Source organism: Archangium sp. (assembly GCF_045802675.1).
Classification (GTDB): Bacteria; Myxococcota; Myxococcia; order Myxococcales; family Myxococcaceae; genus Archangium.
Genome location: NZ_JBJMQO010000129.1, coordinates 12360 through 28800 on the forward strand (window position 1 = coordinate 12360; position 16441 = coordinate 28800).

Annotated in this window: 13 protein-coding genes; 6 read left to right on the plus strand and 7 right to left on the minus strand. The window is 71.2% G+C overall.

Annotated features, from left to right (window positions below):
- Nucleotides 1-90: 90 nt before the first annotated feature.
- Nucleotides 91-453, minus strand: coding sequence for a hypothetical protein (locus ACJ8AN_RS35460; RefSeq protein WP_407760001.1), 363 nt, complete (start codon nt 451-453; stop codon nt 91-93).
- Between ACJ8AN_RS35460 and ACJ8AN_RS35465 the strand changes: the two genes are divergently transcribed.
- Nucleotides 452-601, plus strand: a complete 150-nt coding sequence (locus tag ACJ8AN_RS35465; protein WP_407760002.1) for a hypothetical protein — start codon at nt 452-454, stop codon at nt 599-601. The two genes, ACJ8AN_RS35460 and ACJ8AN_RS35465, sit on opposite strands and share 2 nt — an antisense overlap.
- Before the next feature lie 6 nt (nt 602-607).
- On the opposite strand, the gene ACJ8AN_RS35470 is transcribed toward ACJ8AN_RS35465, so the two are convergent.
- Nucleotides 608-4273: a hypothetical protein gene (locus ACJ8AN_RS35470; RefSeq protein ID WP_407760003.1), complete on the minus strand. Its 3666-nt coding sequence runs from the start codon at nt 4271-4273 to the stop codon at nt 608-610.
- Nucleotides 4274-4526: 253 nt separating this feature from the next.
- On the opposite strand from ACJ8AN_RS35470, the gene ACJ8AN_RS35475 reads away from it, so the two are divergent.
- Nucleotides 4527-5666 (plus strand): hypothetical protein, encoded by a 1140-nt coding sequence (locus ACJ8AN_RS35475; protein ID WP_407760004.1) that lies wholly within the window; start codon nt 4527-4529, stop codon nt 5664-5666.
- A gap of 968 nt (nt 5667-6634) precedes the next feature.
- A complete protein-coding gene (locus ACJ8AN_RS35480) occupies nt 6635-8032 on the plus strand; it encodes a Kelch repeat-containing protein (protein ID WP_407760005.1) in 1398 nt (465 codons plus the stop codon).
- 197 nt (nt 8033-8229) lie between these two features.
- Here ACJ8AN_RS35480 and ACJ8AN_RS35485 read toward each other — a convergent pair whose 3' ends face one another.
- Complete coding sequence (locus tag ACJ8AN_RS35485; RefSeq protein ID WP_407760006.1) at nt 8230-8964, minus strand: IS5 family transposase; 735 nt, start codon at nt 8962-8964, stop codon at nt 8230-8232.
- A 232-nt stretch (nt 8965-9196) separates the two neighbouring features.
- On the opposite strand from ACJ8AN_RS35485, the gene ACJ8AN_RS35490 reads away from it, so the two are divergent.
- Nucleotides 9197-9832: a hypothetical protein gene (locus ACJ8AN_RS35490; protein WP_407760007.1), complete on the plus strand. Its 636-nt coding sequence runs from the start codon at nt 9197-9199 to the stop codon at nt 9830-9832.
- A gap of 16 nt (nt 9833-9848) precedes the next feature.
- On the opposite strand, the gene ACJ8AN_RS35495 is transcribed toward ACJ8AN_RS35490, so the two are convergent.
- Together ACJ8AN_RS35495 and ACJ8AN_RS35500 are read right to left on the minus strand one after the other, a co-directional pair.
- Entirely contained in the window at nt 9849-10307 is a 459-nt protein-coding gene (locus tag ACJ8AN_RS35495; RefSeq protein WP_407760008.1) for a group II truncated hemoglobin, read from the minus strand.
- Nucleotides 10308-10384: 77 nt separating this feature from the next.
- Nucleotides 10385-11272 carry a 5'-3' exonuclease H3TH domain-containing protein gene (locus ACJ8AN_RS35500; RefSeq protein ID WP_407760009.1) on the minus strand — a complete coding sequence of 296 codons (888 nt, stop codon included), beginning with the start codon at nt 11270-11272 and terminating at the stop codon, nt 10385-10387.
- A gap of 43 nt (nt 11273-11315) precedes the next feature.
- Here ACJ8AN_RS35500 and ACJ8AN_RS35505 point away from each other — a divergent pair, with 43 nt between their 5' ends.
- Complete coding sequence (locus tag ACJ8AN_RS35505) at nt 11316-11900, plus strand: GNAT family N-acetyltransferase (RefSeq protein ID WP_407760010.1); 585 nt, start codon at nt 11316-11318, stop codon at nt 11898-11900.
- Here the strand turns inward: ACJ8AN_RS35505 and ACJ8AN_RS35510 are convergent.
- Complete coding sequence (locus tag ACJ8AN_RS35510; protein ID WP_407760011.1) at nt 11863-15069, minus strand: PAS domain S-box protein; 3207 nt, start codon at nt 15067-15069, stop codon at nt 11863-11865. The two genes, ACJ8AN_RS35505 and ACJ8AN_RS35510, sit on opposite strands and share 38 nt — an antisense overlap.
- A gap of 125 nt (nt 15070-15194) precedes the next feature.
- Nucleotides 15195-15584, minus strand: coding sequence for an alpha/beta hydrolase family protein (locus tag ACJ8AN_RS35515; RefSeq protein ID WP_407760012.1), 390 nt, complete (start codon nt 15582-15584; stop codon nt 15195-15197).
- Between the two features lie 136 nt (nt 15585-15720).
- Between ACJ8AN_RS35515 and ACJ8AN_RS35520 the strand changes: the two genes are divergently transcribed.
- Complete coding sequence (locus tag ACJ8AN_RS35520) at nt 15721-16440, plus strand: SDR family NAD(P)-dependent oxidoreductase (RefSeq protein WP_407760013.1); 720 nt, start codon at nt 15721-15723, stop codon at nt 16438-16440.
- Nucleotide 16441 lies beyond the last annotated feature (1 nt).

A 16441-nucleotide genomic window follows, 5' to 3' on the forward strand; every position in this document is an offset into this window, starting at 1 on the left:
TGCAATCAAAACCGGTGGAACCCACCTCGCGCGGACACACGCGTGCCCGTGCGAGACACGAAAGGACTCAGGCCCTCGAAAGGGCGGTGCTCAGACGTGTTGTGAGTCCGGTTCCGGAGGGGGCGCGCGGCGCGGCAGCAACACGCGGCGCACGTCCTCGGACACCAGGGGCTCGGGAGCGGCCGGATGCGCGTTCAGCGACGCGCGCAGGAGCAGCCAACCGCGCGTCGGCCCCGGGCCCCCGTGAGGAGCACGCAGGGAGTAGCCCTTGAGGCTCGACTCCACCGCGTGGTCGTGATGCTCCTCGGTGTTGGACTGGCTCTGCCCCTGACCCGGGGCCTGCGAGGCCACATTCTGGGCGCAGAGCGCGGCGTTCAGCGAGCGCGTGAGTTGTCCCGGCTGCAGTCCCAGCGACAGCAGGACGCAGACGAACCATGCGAGGTATGTGGACATGACTCGGCGATTCACGGCGCTCATTACCTATCTCAACACCAACACCGACAACAAGGTGGTCACGGATATTCCCGGAGGAAAGTGCGACCCCTCCCGCATGCGTCACTCCACCGACATCGGAGCACCCACGCGGCTTCTCGGCGGATGAGAGGATTCACGCCGCGTCCACGTCCTTTTGCAACTCCGTGGCACTCGTGTCGTCCGGCTTCCACGGCCAGGCAAGCGGCGCGATGCGCGCGTAGAGCAGGAAGAGCGCCTCGCCGTCCGCATGCTCCCGGCAGGCCCGGCTGGCCTCGGCGAGCACCAGGCCCGGAGACAGCACCCGGCCGGACTTGCGCAGCACGGGCCGCAACGCCTCCGGCACCGCCGCGAGGACGCCCTCCTTGTTGAGCCGCTCGTCGTTGGCCTCCGCGCACAGCTCCAGGTGGCGTGCCAGCTCGGCCTTCAGGCGGGCGTCGTGGCCGAAGACGTACGAGCACATCTGGAAGAGCTCCGAGCCCGCCTCCGTCATCAGGTCCGACTGCTCGCGCGCGAAGCCCGGCTCGGCCGCGGCGCGCCACAGGCAGTCCCAGCGCGCCTGAGAGGCGTGGCGCGCGTACAGCGCCCGCGCCGTGAGGTAGCTCTGCATGGAGTCGTGGAAGAAGCGCACGTGCGTGGGCACCGGGCCCGGCCTCGCGTCCGCCGGCACCAGCAGCCCCGCGTCCAACAGCTGGCGCAGCCTGGGCTCGTCCGGGCTGTCACGGAAGACGATGAGCCGGCTGCGGTGCTCCCAATAGCTGCCCAGGCACAGCGCCTCCGCGAAGGCCAGCAGCTCCGAGGTGGCCGCGTCCTCCGGGTCCTTCTTCAGCAGCCCCGCGAAGACGGCGCGGTAGAGGTTGATGACGCTGTCCACGTCGCTGCCGCCGCCGAAGCGCAGCGCCAGCCGCACGAGGATGGGCACGTACGTCCCGTCCGCCGCGCGGCCCCGGCAGATGCGCTTGGAGGACTCGGAGAGCTGCGAGGGCTTGCCATCCGCGCCCGGGTACGCGGCCTGGAAGCGCGTGAGGCCCACCTCGTCCAGCCGCTTGGGCTCCACGCCCATCCAGCGCAGCGCGTGGGACATGGCCAGCCGGTACGCCTCGTTGGGCCGCGCCGACAGCAGCACCGGCGCGTGCAGCCCCATCTCCCGCTCGAGGTAGCGGCGCAGCGCCTGCGGCTCCAGCTTCGACTCGGTGAGCCCGTCCAGCACGAGGAAGAAGTCGCCCGACTCCAGCAGCGCGTCGCGCAGCGCCTCGGGCAGCCCCAGGTCCTGCAGCGCCTCTTTCGCGGCCGTCTCCAGGTCCTCCGCCGCCGGGTCGATGAAGACGGGCAGCGGCGAGGAGGGCTGCTTCTCGAAGCGCTCCAGCGACAGCCGGACGAGCTGCCTCAGGAGGGCGCTCTTGCCCCGGCCTCCCGCGCACTGGATGAGCAGGTGGGCGCGCTCGCGGGTGAGCAGCCCGCACAGCTCCTCGGCGGTGCGCTCCGAGGGCGAGGCCGGCACGCCGGGCCCCGCGTACTCGACGGCGTGCGAGGAGAGCTCCACGAACACCTCGCCATTGGCCTGCGCGGAGGCCACGTCCACGCGGCGGCGCACCTGCCGGACATGGGCGGCGAAGAAGCGGCGGCGGAAGGCGGGCCAGCGCAGCAACGGCGCGGCGGCCCAGGAGAACGGGTGCGTGAAGACGAGCCGGCGGAACACGGCCGGAGACAGCAGCCCCAGGGCCGCGCACAGCACCCACTCGGCGCAGACCACGGCCACCACCGTGGGCAGGTGGATGCGCAGCCCCTCCAGCCTGCCGAGCAGCTCGCCCCCACCCGCGCCCGCCACCGAGGCGACGTAGCCGATGAGCGGCAGCCACCGGCGCGGCGCCGCCGAGGGACTCAGCAGCAGCATGGGCAACAACAGCAACAGCGTCACCGCGAGGCACGCGAGCGCGGTGCGCACCCAGACGCGGTCGAGCATGGGCACACCGAAGGGCACGTGCTCGAAGGTGGCGGTGAGGCGCGAGCCATTCTCCACCTCGTGCGCCACCACGGTGCGGTAGAGGTGCTCGGCGCTGCCCGGCGGCGCCGTCCACTGGAAGAGCACCGTGGGCTCCGCGAGACGCCGCAGCCCCTGCCCCGCCAGCTCGCCCTTCCCGTTCTCGGCGCGCAGCTCGAGCCGCAGCGAGCGCCCCGCTTCCGCCGCCTGCGAGAGCCCGGGCCAGTCGAGCTCCAACGACTCCAGCGGCGCGCCCGCCTCGAGGCGGCCCCGCACCTGGGCCTTGCCCTTCGCGTCGCGCTCGATGCGGGCCGCGCCCGCGAAGCCCACCAACACGTGCCGCACCTCCGAGGCCGGCCCATACACGTAGCCGCGCGGAGTCCCGGCGATCCAGAAGCGGCCCGTGCCTGGAATGGGCAGCACGTCGCCAATGCCCACGCCCTCGAGCACCTGGGTGAGCTCGAGTCCCTCGGGCCCGCGCACGAGCCGGTGCAGCCGCGTCCCCTCGTCCGAGAGCAGCCAGCCCCCATGCTCGTCCCACGCCAGCGCGAGCGGGGCGCGCAGGCCCGTGCTCAGCGAGACGCTCACGGTGATGGCCTTGCCCTCCACGGACAGCAGGCGGACGACACCGTCGCGCGTCACCGCCCACGCGCGCTCGGCCGACAGGGGCATGAGCCTCGCGCCCCCGAGCCCGTCCGCGTCCGCGCTCCGCGCCACCTCGTCACCGCCATCGCCCAGCCGGTAGACGCGCACGTCGTCGCCGACCCACACGTGCCCATCCGGCGAGTGCACCACGGACGGCGTCCCCTCCACCTCGATGCCCGGGCCCACCACCTTGCCATCGTCGCCCCCCACCAGCTTCAACGCGGACGCCGACTCCCCCGGGCTCGGGGCGAAGTGCATCCAGAAGGAGTTGCCTCCGCCGTGGGGGAAGATGCGCCGCACCGCTCCGGGCAACGGAACCGAGGTGGTCTTCGTGCCCTCACGGCCCACGAGAACGAACTGCGAGCCGGACGCGGCACCGGGCTGCTCCGCGAGTACCCAGGCGCGCTGGGGCTGCGCGGTGGGCACCATGCTGCTCACGTCCCGCGCCCGCAGCAGACGCGCGCCGGCCGGAGCGCTCGCGAGCGAACGCGCCCGCACGTCCACCTGGTAGAGGCTCTGGTCCAGCACGAGCCACCCCTGCTGGCCGTCCCCCACGGGCATCACCCTGCGCACGGTGCCCCCCGACAGCGCGGGAGAGTCCACCCGGCCCACCTCGGTGCCCGCCGCATCGAAGACGCGCAGCTGCTTCTTCACCCCGGACACCACCCAGAGCCGCTCATGGCCCTCGGACGGCACGAGCTCCAGCTCCTGCGCGGGCTCCACGATTTGCCGCACGTGGCCCTGGTGGTCCACCGCGTACACCTCGCCCACGTCGCCCAGCAGCGAGGAGCCCTGCACGTGCACCCAGGCACGCTCGGGGTCCGCCGTGGGCACCACGTCCACCACCCGCACGTCCCGGTCGCGCAAGCGCGCGTCCTTGTCGCTCAGCGCCTCGGAGACGAGCGCGTGGCCCTCCGCGTCCACCAGCCACAGGCCCGCCCGGCCCGGCGTCCACACCCACGCGTGCGAGCCGTGAGCGCAGGCCACCATGCGGCTGCCGCGCGGAATCGGTTGGAGCCAATGGCCCTCGACGTGGGCCTCGACGGGCGGCGGCGGAGCCTCGCTCCGGGCACAACCCGCCACGCTGCCCAGCAGCAGGAGCACGGCGCTCGTGAGGAACAGCCCCGGGGCCATCAGGCTCCACCGGGAAGAGCGGGCACGAGAGGAGATCGTCATGAGAGGTACACCGGCATTGTGTCACAGGTGACCCCGCGTCCGGACACGCCTGCTCGCCTCCTTCCGCGCGTGGGAAGCGCGACGCCACGCCCGCTCGCTCGGAGGCACCAGCACCCGACAGTGCCAGGCCGCCGGTGCGCACCGCCCAACACGTCCTCGTCCCCCGGGGCAGGACACCGCCGGGAAGCCAACGATGCACCCCCGCGTCGGCCGACCCATCTTCCCCCCACGTTTACGTCCAGGAGACCTGTGTATGCGGCTCGTCGTATCCCTGATGTGTCTCGGCCTGCTGAGCGCCACCGGCGTCGCGCGGGCGCAAACCTCGCCGACTCCGGCGCCCACGCGGCCCGCGCCCGGCACCACCGCGCCCGGCACCGTCGCCCAGCCGCCTCCGCCCGCCGCCGCCGCGCAGCCGACTCCTCCGCCACCCCCCGAGGCCCAACCCGCGCCACCTCCTCCGCCTCCGCCCGAGGCACAGGCAGCCCCGCCACCACCGCCCCCGTCCGAGGGCCCGGCGGAGACGGCCTCCGAGCGCGCGGCCCGCTATAGCCGCTTCTCCTCCGGCTCCGGCGGCATGCTGCTCGTCTTCACCGAGCTCATCAGTGGCCTGACGACGGGCGCGCTCCTCGGCCACACCTTCGAGTCGGAGAACGGGGCGTACGTGGGCGGCGTGCTCGGAGCGCTGTCGCTCGGCACCGCCGCGGCCGTGTACCAGTACTACGTCCCGGTGGAGCGCAACGAGTCCCTGCTCTCCGCGGGCGGGGCCGCGCTGGGCTTCCTCGCCGGCTTCGGCTACGGCAGCGAGCACGGGCTCGGCTCGCGAGACCGCGCCATCGCCGCGCTCCTCACCACCCAGGCCGGCATCATCGGCGTGCTCGCGGCCACGGCCGGCCCCGGCGACGTGAGTGATGGCGATGCGTCGCTCGTGGGGATGACGTCCCTCTACGCCTTCGTGTTCACCGGGCTCATCCAGTCCACGGTGGCGCTCGGGAACAAGGGGGAGGAGGACACGGACCTGTCGCCCACGCTGATCGCCCCCGCGCTCGGCATGGCGCTGGGCGGCGTGCTGGCGATTCCCTTCGAGCTGTCGGCCAACCGCGTCTTCAAGCTCACCGCGCTGCCGCTGGGCGTGGGCGCGGCGCTGCTGCTGGCGGGCACGGCGCTCGCGAATGGCCCGGCCGTGCCGCTCTCGGCGATGGGCGGCATCGCGGCCACCTTCGTCATCACGCTGCTGGCCACCAATGAGCCGCCCACGCCCTACCCGCCCAGCGAGCCCCGGCGGCGGCTGCGCTCCCCCGAGGCCTTCAAGGCCGCGCCCGTGCCGGTGCTGATGCGCTCGGGCAAGCGCGGCGAGTCGCTCACCGCGGGCCCGGGGCTGCTGCTGCGCTTCTGAGGCTCGAGAGCGTTCGATACATCGGCAGTGCGCACGTGAAGCAAGCGCGAGGGGTGCAAGCGATTTAGGAGCACCTGGGATTGCCCACCGCAGGTGCCCGCCTGGCCCCAGCGCGAGGGCCACCCCAGGCCGCGTGGTGTTGAGGCTTACGCCGCCACAGCCAAGAGACCTGGTGCCCCTGCCGTGCCCCTCCGGCCTGGACGGGCATGCCCAAGGAGGCTGCGTGGCCTCTCCACCGGCCCGGCGCACAGCTCGGCCGGCACCCGTCAGCGGCCCTCCTCGGCCCCTCTGCACCAGCCCTCCCCCTCAACACGGCCTCTATCCCTCCTATACGCAGCAGAGAGGCCGAGGAAGGCCGCTGAGGTGAGCCCACGAGCTGTGCGCCATGCCGGTGCACTCTGCACTCTGGGTGGAGCCGCCTTGGGGCACACGCTTGCCTGGTCCTCCCTCCCTGGAGGGGACGACAGGGGATATGGGCCTGTTGGCTGTGGCTACTCGAACCTCAACACCATGCGGCCTTATGTGGCCCTCGCGCTGGGGCCAGGCGCGCACCTGCCGTAGGCAATCCCAGGCAGCGGCTCGATGGATGCAGGGGGACTTCTCGGTCTGCTTTCCCCTCTTCTCATTCCCGCCGCGCGTTCAACCCCCTCGTGTCGCTCGAGTTCTTTGACACCCTCTCGGGGGGCACGTCGCAGGCGCGGGGTGGCTGCCCCATGAATCGGTTGAGCTCGTGCGAACGTCATGGAGTTCAATCGATTCGGGGCCTACACTGACCAGAGCTGTCACCGCAGCCGCTGCCAAGGGGGAAGTAGATAATGAAAAGAGAGAAGCAGCTCTGGTCGTGCGTTCTGACTTCAGTGCTCCTCGTGAGCCTCGCCGTCGTGATGCCTGCCTGTGGAGGTAAGGCAGAGCCTGCTTCAGGAGAATCCACCCTCGGGGGGGCGGCACAGGCCACGACAGCCTCGCCCTTGTCGCTACACAGCGTCCGCATCGAGGGCACGCAAGTGGTGGTCGAATATTCGAAGGACCTCGACACCTGCGGGCACCTGATCACGCCCTCCTATATGGTCGTCCACCGGATCAACTGGTACTGCGACAATGGGCAGAACATCACCATCAAGGCGCCCCTGTCTGATTTCACCGGTGTCAGTGCGGGCGTGCAGCTCAAGCTGTGCCACGGCAACAACTACAACATCTGCAGCAACCCCGTGACCGTGACGGAGGTGGAGGTGCCCCCCATTACGTTGCACAGCGTCCGGATCGAGGGCACGCAGCTGGTGGTCGAGTACTCGAAGACCTTCTTCGATACCTGCGCGCACCTGTTGACCCCTCCGTACACGATCGTTCACCGCTCCAACTATTATTGTGCTGGGGGTCAGAACATCATCGTCAAGCAGCCCCTGTCCGAGTTCATCGGTGTCCAGGTGGGGACGCAGCTCAAGCTGTGCCACGGCAACAACTACAACATCTGCAGCAACCTCGTATCGGTCGGGGGCCAGCCCCCTGCCTCGTCCGCGTGGGCGCTCACGGGTGGCTTGGCCGGGCAGCGTCAGCTCCACACCCTCACGCTGCTCAAGTCTGGCAAGGCGCTGGTGGCCGGCGGTTACAATCGGCCCACGGAGGTGTATGACCCGGCCTCTGGCACCTGGACGACCTCGGGCAGCCTCGTCACCGACCACCGCTACCACACCGCCACCCTGCTCGATTCCGGAAAGGTCCTGGTGGCCGGAGGTGAGGGCACCAGCAGCGCGGACTCGGCGGAGCTGTATGATCCGGCTTCCGGCACCTGGAGCGGCACTGGCAGCCTGGTCACGAACCGGAGCTACCACGCCGCCGTGCTGCTGACCGATGGCCGGGTGCTGGTCATGGGCGGCACCGATGCGGCCGGCACCGTCCTGGCCTCGGCGGAGGTGTATGACCCGGCCTCTGGCACCTGGAGCGCCACGGCGGCCATGCAGGCGAACCGCTACCTGCACACCGCCACGCGCCTGGCCAACGGCAAGGTGCTGGTCACGGGCGGTCGCGATACCAGCGGCGTCTCCCTGTTCTCGGCCGAGGTCTTCGACCCGGCCACCGGCACCTGGACGGCCGTGGGCGGCATGGCCACGGCGCGCCGCTATCACACCGCCACGCTCCTGGGCTCGGGCAAGGTGCTGGTCACGGGTGGCTACGACGACAGCACCGGCATCAGCACCTCCACCGAGCTGTACGATCCGGCCACGGGTGCTTGGAGCTCCGGGACCGCCATGCGTGTGAACCGCTACCTGCATGCCGCCGCCCTCCTGCCGGGTGGCAAGGTGCTCGTGGCCGGCGGCACCACCACGGGCGATCCTTCCTCGGCGGAGCTCTACACCCCGGGGAACTGAGAGTCGTCGCACTCGGGAGCGGGGGTGCAATGCCTCCCTCCCGTCACCGGCTCAGGAGGGGAGGCCTGTTTCCTCCATCATCAGGTCCCGCGAGAGAGGGCTCACCGCGCGCCGGGGATGGCGAGGCAGCCTCACCGTGAAGCTCGTTCCCTCCTCGACCGTGGAGGTGACGGCCCCCGCGGGGGGCCTTGAACCACTCAGGCGAGGCGGCGAAGCATGTGGCGCATCATGCCCAGGTGGATGAAGGCTTCGGATGACTCCTCCTTGCGCTCGTAGTCCTTGGACAGACGCCTCTCGCGGTTGAGCCAGCCGAAGGTGCGCTCGACAATCCAGCGCTTCGCCTGCAAGACGAAGCCCCTGTCCTTGTCCGAGCGTTTCACCACCTCGAGGGTGATGCCACTGTCCTTGGCCACCTTCGCCGCAATGGGGAGCACGGCCTGGACCGCGTCCCTGTCCTGCACATCCGCCGTCGATATCCACGCCACCAGCACCAAGCCCAGCGTGTCCACCAGCAAGTGGCGCTTGCGTCCCTTCACCTTCTTGCCCGCGTCGTAGCCCTTCGTCTCCGCCTCTTCCGTCGTCTTCACGCTCTGGCTATCGAGGATGCTCGCGGTGGGTTGCTCCCGTCGGCCGGCCTTCTTGCGCACCTTGACTCTCAATTCGTCATGGATGCGCTTGAGGGTGCCATTCTTCTTCCACAGGTCGAAGTAGTGATAGACGAGCTGCCAATCCGGCAGGTCATGCGGCAGGTAGCGCCACTGCGCTCCTGTGTGGGCGATGTACAGGATGGCGTTGACCACCTCCCGGCGCGAGTGCAGCACCTCTTGTGGCCCGCATTCGCTGGCCCGCACGAAAGGTTCGATGAGGGCCCACTGCGCGTCGGTGAGGTCGGAGAGGTACGGCTTCCTGTCGGGCCTGGAGATGTCGCTCATGCCCCTGGAGGTAATGCCTCGGGGCGGCGGGCTCAACTTGCGAGGTCAGGTCCATGGCCCTACTTTCAAGGGAGGCAACCAAGGAGGTGCGACGAGAGCGAGCCTGACGACAACGGCGACACCAGCCCACCCGTTCCTTGTTTTCAAGGCTCAAGGGGCAGGGCCCCGTCGTGGCCTCACGCTCCTGTCTGCCTTGTTGCCTCGGATTCCCTTGCACGTGCCTGTCTGTCTGATGGTCGCTGACTGGCTCGAGGGCTATTCCCTGGCGCTCTTCACCTACAACACATTGTCCGCCGGACAGTCCCGCGCGATGCGCGATGGAGACCAGATCGTCCAATATCTGCGCGATGCGCTCGCGGCCTTCCCAGACGCTCAACGCCAGCGCGTCAGGATTGTGCGTTGGCAGCAACTGGTGGCCGAGGACCCCTCGTACCTGGAGGAGACCGCCGCCACTCAAGCTTTTCTCCGCTCGGAGGAGGGACGCCACGCACGCCGAATCCTGGAGGACATGGCGGCCCAGTTCGTCCTGGCCAAGCAGGGCCAGAGGACCTTGAAGGAAGGACGTGTCCAATATGCCGAAGCCTACCTTCAAGCCGAGGTGGTGCCCCTGATGCGGGGGCTTCGTGGCCTCGACCACCGCCATCAACCCTGTGCCTACATGACGCACTACCACCCCATCCTGGCCCTGCAACACGAGGCAGCGCCCGTGGCCATCCGGAACTTCCAGGATATCTTCCGGGAGCTGCTCGCGTCTGAAGCCCTGAGCCGCTACTTCAAGTCGGCGCCCCTGGCCCAGAACCAGGATCTCGCGCTGGAACCGAGGGGGGATGGAACGTTCGCCACCCGCCTCAGGCCTTGGAATTCCTGATCAGGGGACCTGCTCTTCAGCCCTCGGTGTTGCGCAGGAAGTCGGCCACCTCGGAGAAGCGCTGGTCGAGGAAGCGGCGCACCCCGCCCGTGACACCGCGGGCGTCCAGGGCGCGCTTCATGCTGCGCAACCAGGCGTCGCGCTGGGCCAGGTCCACGGGGACGTGGCCGTGGCGCATGCGCAGGCGCGGGTGGCCGTGCTTCTCCATGTAGTGCTGGGGCCCGCCCAGCCAGCCGATGAGGAAGAGGCCGAAGCGCTCGCGCATGCCGCGCGACACCTTGCCCTGCGCATCCAGCTCGTGCAGGCGGGCGAGCGCCGGCTCGTTCGCATCCATGGCGTCGTAGAAGGCCTCGGCCAGGGCCTGCACGCCCTCCTCCCCGCCGAGGCGGTGGAAGGGCATGTCCTCCATCGTGGGGACCCAGGTGTCGTCGGGGCCAGGGACGTTCAGCGCGACGGGCTTCATCTCGGTGGACATAGCGGTGTTCAACCTCGCCGCCCATCTGCGCCATTTCCGGGCCCCATGCAACCCCCGGCTCGTGGGGACGCCCCGGGTCAGGCCACGTCCGGGGCCCAGCGCTTGGGGCGCGTCTTGAGCGTGGTGAGCCCCAGCGAGTCGCACAGCGCGAGGAAGCGCGCGCGGGGGACGCCGGCCCAGGCCAGGTCCTCGAGGGACTCGGCCAACGGCGCGTCCGTCACCAGGGTGGCCAGCTTGCGGTACAGCAGCGCGTCCTCGCGGTGCTCGCGCAGGGTGGCCGCGAGCTTGTCCGCGCCTCTCGGGCGCACGCTCCACGCGGCCGCGTCCGGGGGAATCGCCTCCAGGTGGCCGTAGGCGTTGAGCACCGCGCTCGCGCCCTTCTCGCCGAAGCCGGGCAGGCCGGGGATGCCGTCCGCCTCATCGCCCACCAGCGCCAGCAGGTCCGGCACGCTCGCGGGGGGCACGCCGAGCTTCGCGCGCACCGCGTCCTCGTCCAGCACCTTCTGCTGCTTGCGGTCCACCAGCACCACCTGCTGGCCGCGCACGCACTGCCCGAGGTCCTTGTCCGGGGTGAGCAGCCGCACCTGCTCCACCTGAGCGGCCCAGCGCGCGGTGGCGGTGGCCAGCGCGTCATCCGCCTCGAAGTCCTTCATGGACCAGACGGTGAGCCCGAGCGCGTGCATGGCCTCCTCGGCGAGATTGAATTGGGCGAGGAGCTCGGGGGGCACGCCCTCCTCGGACTTGTAGCCGGCGAAGAGCGCGTTGCGGAACGAGCGGATGGGGTTGTCGAAGGCGAGGGCCACGTGCGTGACGGCCTCGTCCGCGTCGTGCAGCAGCGCGAGCATGGAGGAGACGAGCCCCACGGTGGCCTTCACGTCCCGCCCATCCGGCGCCGTGGCCCCGGGCCGGGGCGAGAAGTGGGCGCGGAAGAGCTCATAGGTTCCGTCGACGAGGTGCAGGCGCATGGACGCTGTCTAACCCATTCCGCTAGCTTCCGCCCGGCCCGCCATGCCCTCGGACAACCCGCCGGTCCTGCTCACCACCTCGCGACTGAACCTGGCCCTGCTGCCACCGGACGCCGCCGCGCGCGTGCTCGCCTACCACGAGGCCAACCGCGAGCACCTCGGCCCCGTCTCGCCCGCGCGCCCCGACAACTTCTTCACCGTCACCTGGTGGCGCTCGCGTCTGGCCCAGGACGCCGAGGACTGGCGCCGGGGCATCGCCCTGCGTCTCTTCCTCCTGCCGCGCGAGGCCTCCCTCTCCTCCGCGCCGGTGCTCGGCAGCGTGTCCCTCACCGACTTCCGCCGCGGGCCCCTGCAGTCGGCGGAGATGGGCTTCGGGCTGGACGTGCGGCACCAGGGCCACGGCTTCATGAGCGAGGCCGTGCGCGCCGTGTGCGACTACGCCTTCGGTCCGCTGGGGCTGCACCGCATCCAGGCCAACCACCTGCCGGAGAATCACCGCAGCGCCGCGGTGCTGCGCCGCGTGGGCTTCAGCGTCGAGGGGCTCGCGCGCGAGCTCGTCCTCATCGAGGGCCGCTGGCGCGACCACGTCCTCACCGCGCTGCTGGCGCCCCGGCCACCGGCAGGGTGAAGAAGAAGGTGCTGCCCCGTCCCGGCTCGCTCTCCACCCGCATGCTCCCGCCGTGCGCCTCGACGATGCCCTTGGCGATGGGCAGCCCCAGCCCCGCGCCCTCGCTCGAGCCCTTCGCCTGCCAGTAGCGCTCGAAGAGGTGGCACAGGCTCTCCGGGGGAATCCCCTGGCCCGTGTCGCTCACGCAGAAGCACACCTCGGCCCCCTCGCGCCGGGCCCGCACGGTGACGCGGCCTCCCTCGGGCGTGAAGCGCACCGCGTTGCCGATGAGGTTGGAGAACACCTGCAGCACCCGGCCGCGGTCCGCGAGCACCGCCGGCAGCTCCGCCTCCAGCTCGCGCTCCAGCTTCAGCCCGCGCGCCTCCGCCAGCGGCCGGTGCAGCTCCACCACCTCGTCCACCAGCCGGCCCGCGTCCTCGGGCTGGAGCTCCACCGTGAGCCGTCCCGCCTCGAGCTTCGCCACCTCCAGCAAGTCCTGGATGAGGCGGATGGCCCGGTCCGCCGAGCGCCGGATGAGGTCCGCCTGCTTGCGCCAGGACGTGCCCTCGGCGCCCTCGGGCAGGCGCTTGAGGAGCGCGGCCGCCCCCAGGGAGATGACGTTGAGGGGGTTGCGCAGATCATGCGAGACGACGGCGAGCACCTCGTCGCGCGCCTGCGCGGCCTGCTGCGCCTCCTTGTAGAGCCGCGCGTTGTCGATGGTGAGGGCGGCGCGTCCGGCCAGGCCCTCGGCGAGCGTGAGGTCCGCCGGGCCGTAGCACCGGCCCGACGCGTCGGTGGTGGCGAAGGTGATGGCCCCCAGCGTCCGCCCGCGCGCCACCAGCGGGACGATCATCAGCGAGCGGGGCGCCAGCTGGAGGTGGATGGCGAAGTGCTCCTCGTCCTCGGAGGAGGCGCGCACCCAGGCCTCCGTCACCTCGGGGACGAGCTCCGGCTCGCCGGTGCGCAGCACGCCCTGCACGCCCACCATCGCGCGGGGCCGGGGCCTCATGCGCTCGAGCTGGAGCAGCAGCGGCTCCTGGGCGGGATCTCGGTGGGCCATGGCCACCCGGTGCAGCTCCCCGCCCTCCAGCATGCCCACGATGCAGTAGTCCGCCAGGCGCGGCACCACCAGCCGGGCCAGGCTGCGCAACGTGGCCTCGTACTCCAGCGCGGCCACCAGCACCCGGCCGCTCTCGGAGAGGAATTGCTGCGACTCCTCGGCGCGCTTGCGGTCGGAGATGTCGCGGATGATGGTGGAGAGCATCTCCAGCGCGCCCCCGGGCTCGCGGTGGGCCAGCAGCACCTGGGAGACGGGCAGCTCCCGCCCATCCGGGGAGAGCATGGCCGTCTCCCCCATCCACACGCCCTCGCGCAGCGCGGTGGGCACGCCCTCGGCCAGCAGGCGGCGCGCGGCCCAGACGGGGTGCGCCGAGGCGATGCTCCAGACGCTCGCGTCCTGCGCGTCCGTCAGGCCCACCATGCGCCGGCCGGCGCGGTTGAGGTAGAGGCCGCGGCCCTGCGCGTCCGTGCTGCCCACGAAGTCCGGGGTGGCCTCGATGATGGAGCTGAGCCGGCGGCGCGCCTCCTCCGCGTGTTTGCGCTCCGTCACCTCGCGCAGGTACACCGAGGCGCCCTCGCCCGAGGGGCTCACGTGGCACTCGAACCAAGCCTCGAGCGGGGCGCAGTACATCTCACACTCGGAGGCGGCGTGGCCCTCCAGCACCCGGCCCACGCCCCTCACGAGCCCCCCGCGCGCGTCCTCCGGCAGCATCTCCGCCAGCCGCTGGCCCACCAGCCGCTCACGGGGCCGCTGGAGCACCTCGGCCGCCCGGTGGTTCACGAAGGTGAAGCGCTGCTGGGCGTCCAGGACGAAGAAGGCATCGGTGATGCTCTCCAGGATGGACATGGTGCGCGAGCGCGCCGCCTCGGCCTCGGAGCGCGCCGCCTCCTCGCGAGCCAGCCGCAGCGCCGCCTCCTGCGCGCGCTTGCGCTCGGTGATGTCGCGGAAGTAGACGGCGAGCCCCTCCTCGGAGGGGTAGACGTGCATCTCCACCCAGGTGTCCCCCGTGGGGTCCTGCTCCTCGATGTGGACGGCGCGCTGCCGGGTGAGGGCCTCGCGGAAGGCGCGCTCGGAGCGCGAGCCGGTGAAGCGGGGGAACACCTCCAGGGGGGTGCGTCCAATCATCTCCTCGCGCGAGCGGTGCGACAGTTCCTCGGCGCGGCGGTTGACGTAGGTGTAGCGCCAGGCGCGGTCCAGGGCGACGAAGGCATCGGTGATGCTCTCCAGCATGCGGTGCACGCGCCGCTCCACCTCCTCGGCCTCGGCCCGCGCGGCCTGCTCGAGCAGCAGTTGGCGCGCCTGCGCCTCTGCGCGCAGCCGCTCGGAGATGTCCGCGAAGGTGAGCACGGCGCCGATGATGCGCCCGCCCTCGAGCACTGGGCTGCTGCGGTACTCCACCGGGAAGCAGCTGCCGTCGCGCCGCCAGAAGACCTCGTTCGTCACGTGGCGCGTCCGGCCATCGACGCACGAGGAGCGGATGGGACACTCGGACTCGGGCAGCGGCGAGCCATCCGCGTGCGAGTGATGGATGAGCGCGTGCTTCTGCTTGCCGATGAGCTCCTCGGGCTTCCACCCCAGCATGCGCGCGCCGGCCGCGTTGACGAAGGTGGTGCGGCCCTCGGCGTCCAGGCCGTAGATGCCCTCGTCGATGGAGGTGAGGATGAACTCGCCCAGGTGGCGCAGCAGCGCGAGCTCGCCCTCGGCCTGCGCGGGACGTAGCGAGCAGGAGAAGCCCACCAGACCGCCGCCGGCGTCGTGCAGCGCGGTGAGCACCTGCCGGGCCCGGAAGCGGCTGCCATCGCGCCGCACGCGCCAGCCCTCGGTCTCGAGCCGTCCCTCGGCGTCGGCCTGGCGCAGCTCCCGCGCCATCAGCTCCCGCTCCTCGGGCAGGTAGAGGGCGGAGAGGGGCTCGCCGAGGAGGTCCGCCCTGGCATGGCCGGTGAGCTGCCCCGCCCCGGGGGACCAGAGGGCGATGTGGCCGTGCACATCCAGGCCGACGAGCGCACAGCCCTCCGATTGCTCCAACATCAACAGGGCCAGCCCGCTCCGCGGTCCGACGGCTTCGTCCGGGCGCTCCTCGTCCCTGGGTTGCTCCGGCTCTCCGGGGTCGCTGTGGACGGATGGGGACAAGCGGCGGGGCCCTCCTCCTGATGACCCCCTCCCCCCGCTCGGGGGCGGGACGCACGGGGTATCAGGCTGTGTATCTGCGCACGTCCGAGCGGTGCGCAACGAGGGCCCGGCCGTGCGTCACCCGGCTAGCGTGGCGGAGCGGGCGCCTTGGGAGCGGGCGGTGGCGCCAGGTGCGTGTCGAACCACTGCACGGTGCGGCGGGAGCGGTCGCGCAGGTGCTCGGGTCTGCGCAGGCCGTGGCCCTCGTCCGCGTAGACGACGAGCTGCGTCTCCACGCCGAGCGTCTTGAGGGCTTTCCAGAACTCGAAGCCCTGGGTGACGGGCACCTCGGAGTCGGGGACGGACTCGACCCAGGCGACGCGGGAGCCCTCGGGGGAGAGGGCGGCCTGACGGAAGCGGACGGTGCGGTTGAGGTCGTCGATGACGGCATCGACGGAGGGACGCGCGGGAGGAGGGGTGGCCAGCGCGAGGGGGCTCCACAGCAGGGCGCCGAGGAGAAGGACAGCGCGTCGCATCAACACTCCAGGGGGAGAGGGAGAGAGGCGGAGAGCCTATCCCTGGGAGAGGCCCCGGCATCCGCACTGTGAGTCATTCTCCAATCGACCTGGGTAACCCCTGGCGAGCGCCCCCCATCCCCACTACGCCAGCGCCATGGACACCCAGAAAATCGCAGCGGTGGTGGGAGCGGGCCCTGGCCTGGGAGCGGCACTCGCGCGTCGCTTCGCACGCGAGGGCTACGCGGTGGGCCTGCTGTCCCGGAGCGAGTCGAACCTGCGCCCCATCCACCAGGAGCTCGAGAAGAGCGGAGGACGCGCGGGCAGCTACCCCGCGGACGCGACGGACGCGGCGTCCCTGAAAGCCGCCTTCGCGAGACTGCGCCAGGAGCTCGGAGGGGCACCCGAGGTCTGCATCTACAATGCGGGAGCGTACGCGGTGGCGGGGGTGCTGGAGCTCACGCCGGAGCAATTCGAGTCCGCGTGGAGGATTGGCTGCCTGGGAGGCTTCCACACGGCGCGCGAGGTGGTGCCGGGGATGCTGGAGCGAGGGCGGGGCACGCTGCTGTTCACGGGGGCCACGGCGTCGCTGCGAGGCGCCGCGAGGTTCTCGGCGTTCGCGGTGGGCAAGTTCGGCTTGCGCGCACTGGCCCAATCGCTGGCGCGGGAGCTGGGGCCCCAGGGCATCCACGTGGCGCACGTGGTCATCGACGGGATGATCGACACGGCACGGGTGCGGAGCATGTCTCCGGGGCGCGAGGCGTCGACGATGCTGTCGCCGGACGCCATCGCGGAGACCTACTGGCGGTTGCACGGCCAGGACCCGTCCGCGTGGACGCAGGAGTTGGACGTGCGTCCCGCGGCGGAGAAGTTCTGAC

Bases quoted from the DNA above. Each gene is read 5' to 3' on its own strand.
- ACJ8AN_RS35515 (WP_407760012.1), bottom strand. From the start codon at position 15,584: ATGCGACGCGCTGTCCTTCTCCTCGGCGCCCTGCTGTGGAGCCCCCTC.
- ACJ8AN_RS35490 (WP_407760007.1), top strand. From the start codon at position 9,197: ATGGTCGCTGACTGGCTCGAGGGCTATTCCCTGGCGCTCTTCACCTAC.
- ACJ8AN_RS35470 (WP_407760003.1), bottom strand. From the start codon at position 4,273: ATGACGATCTCCTCTCGTGCCCGCTCTTCCCGGTGGAGCCTGATGGCC.
- ACJ8AN_RS35460 (WP_407760001.1), bottom strand. From the start codon at position 453: ATGTCCACATACCTCGCATGGTTCGTCTGCGTCCTGCTGTCGCTGGGA.
- ACJ8AN_RS35485 (WP_407760006.1), bottom strand. From the start codon at position 8,964: ATGAGCGACATCTCCAGGCCCGACAGGAAGCCGTACCTCTCCGACCTC.
- ACJ8AN_RS35465 (WP_407760002.1), top strand. From the start codon at position 452: ATGACTCGGCGATTCACGGCGCTCATTACCTATCTCAACACCAACACC.
- ACJ8AN_RS35500 (WP_407760009.1), bottom strand. From the start codon at position 11,272: ATGCGCCTGCACCTCGTCGACGGAACCTATGAGCTCTTCCGCGCCCAC.
- ACJ8AN_RS35520 (WP_407760013.1), top strand. From the start codon at position 15,721: ATGGACACCCAGAAAATCGCAGCGGTGGTGGGAGCGGGCCCTGGCCTG.
- ACJ8AN_RS35495 (WP_407760008.1), bottom strand. From the start codon at position 10,307: ATGTCCACCGAGATGAAGCCCGTCGCGCTGAACGTCCCTGGCCCCGAC.
- ACJ8AN_RS35475 (WP_407760004.1), top strand. From the start codon at position 4,527: ATGCGGCTCGTCGTATCCCTGATGTGTCTCGGCCTGCTGAGCGCCACC.
- ACJ8AN_RS35505 (WP_407760010.1), top strand. From the start codon at position 11,316: ATGCCCTCGGACAACCCGCCGGTCCTGCTCACCACCTCGCGACTGAAC.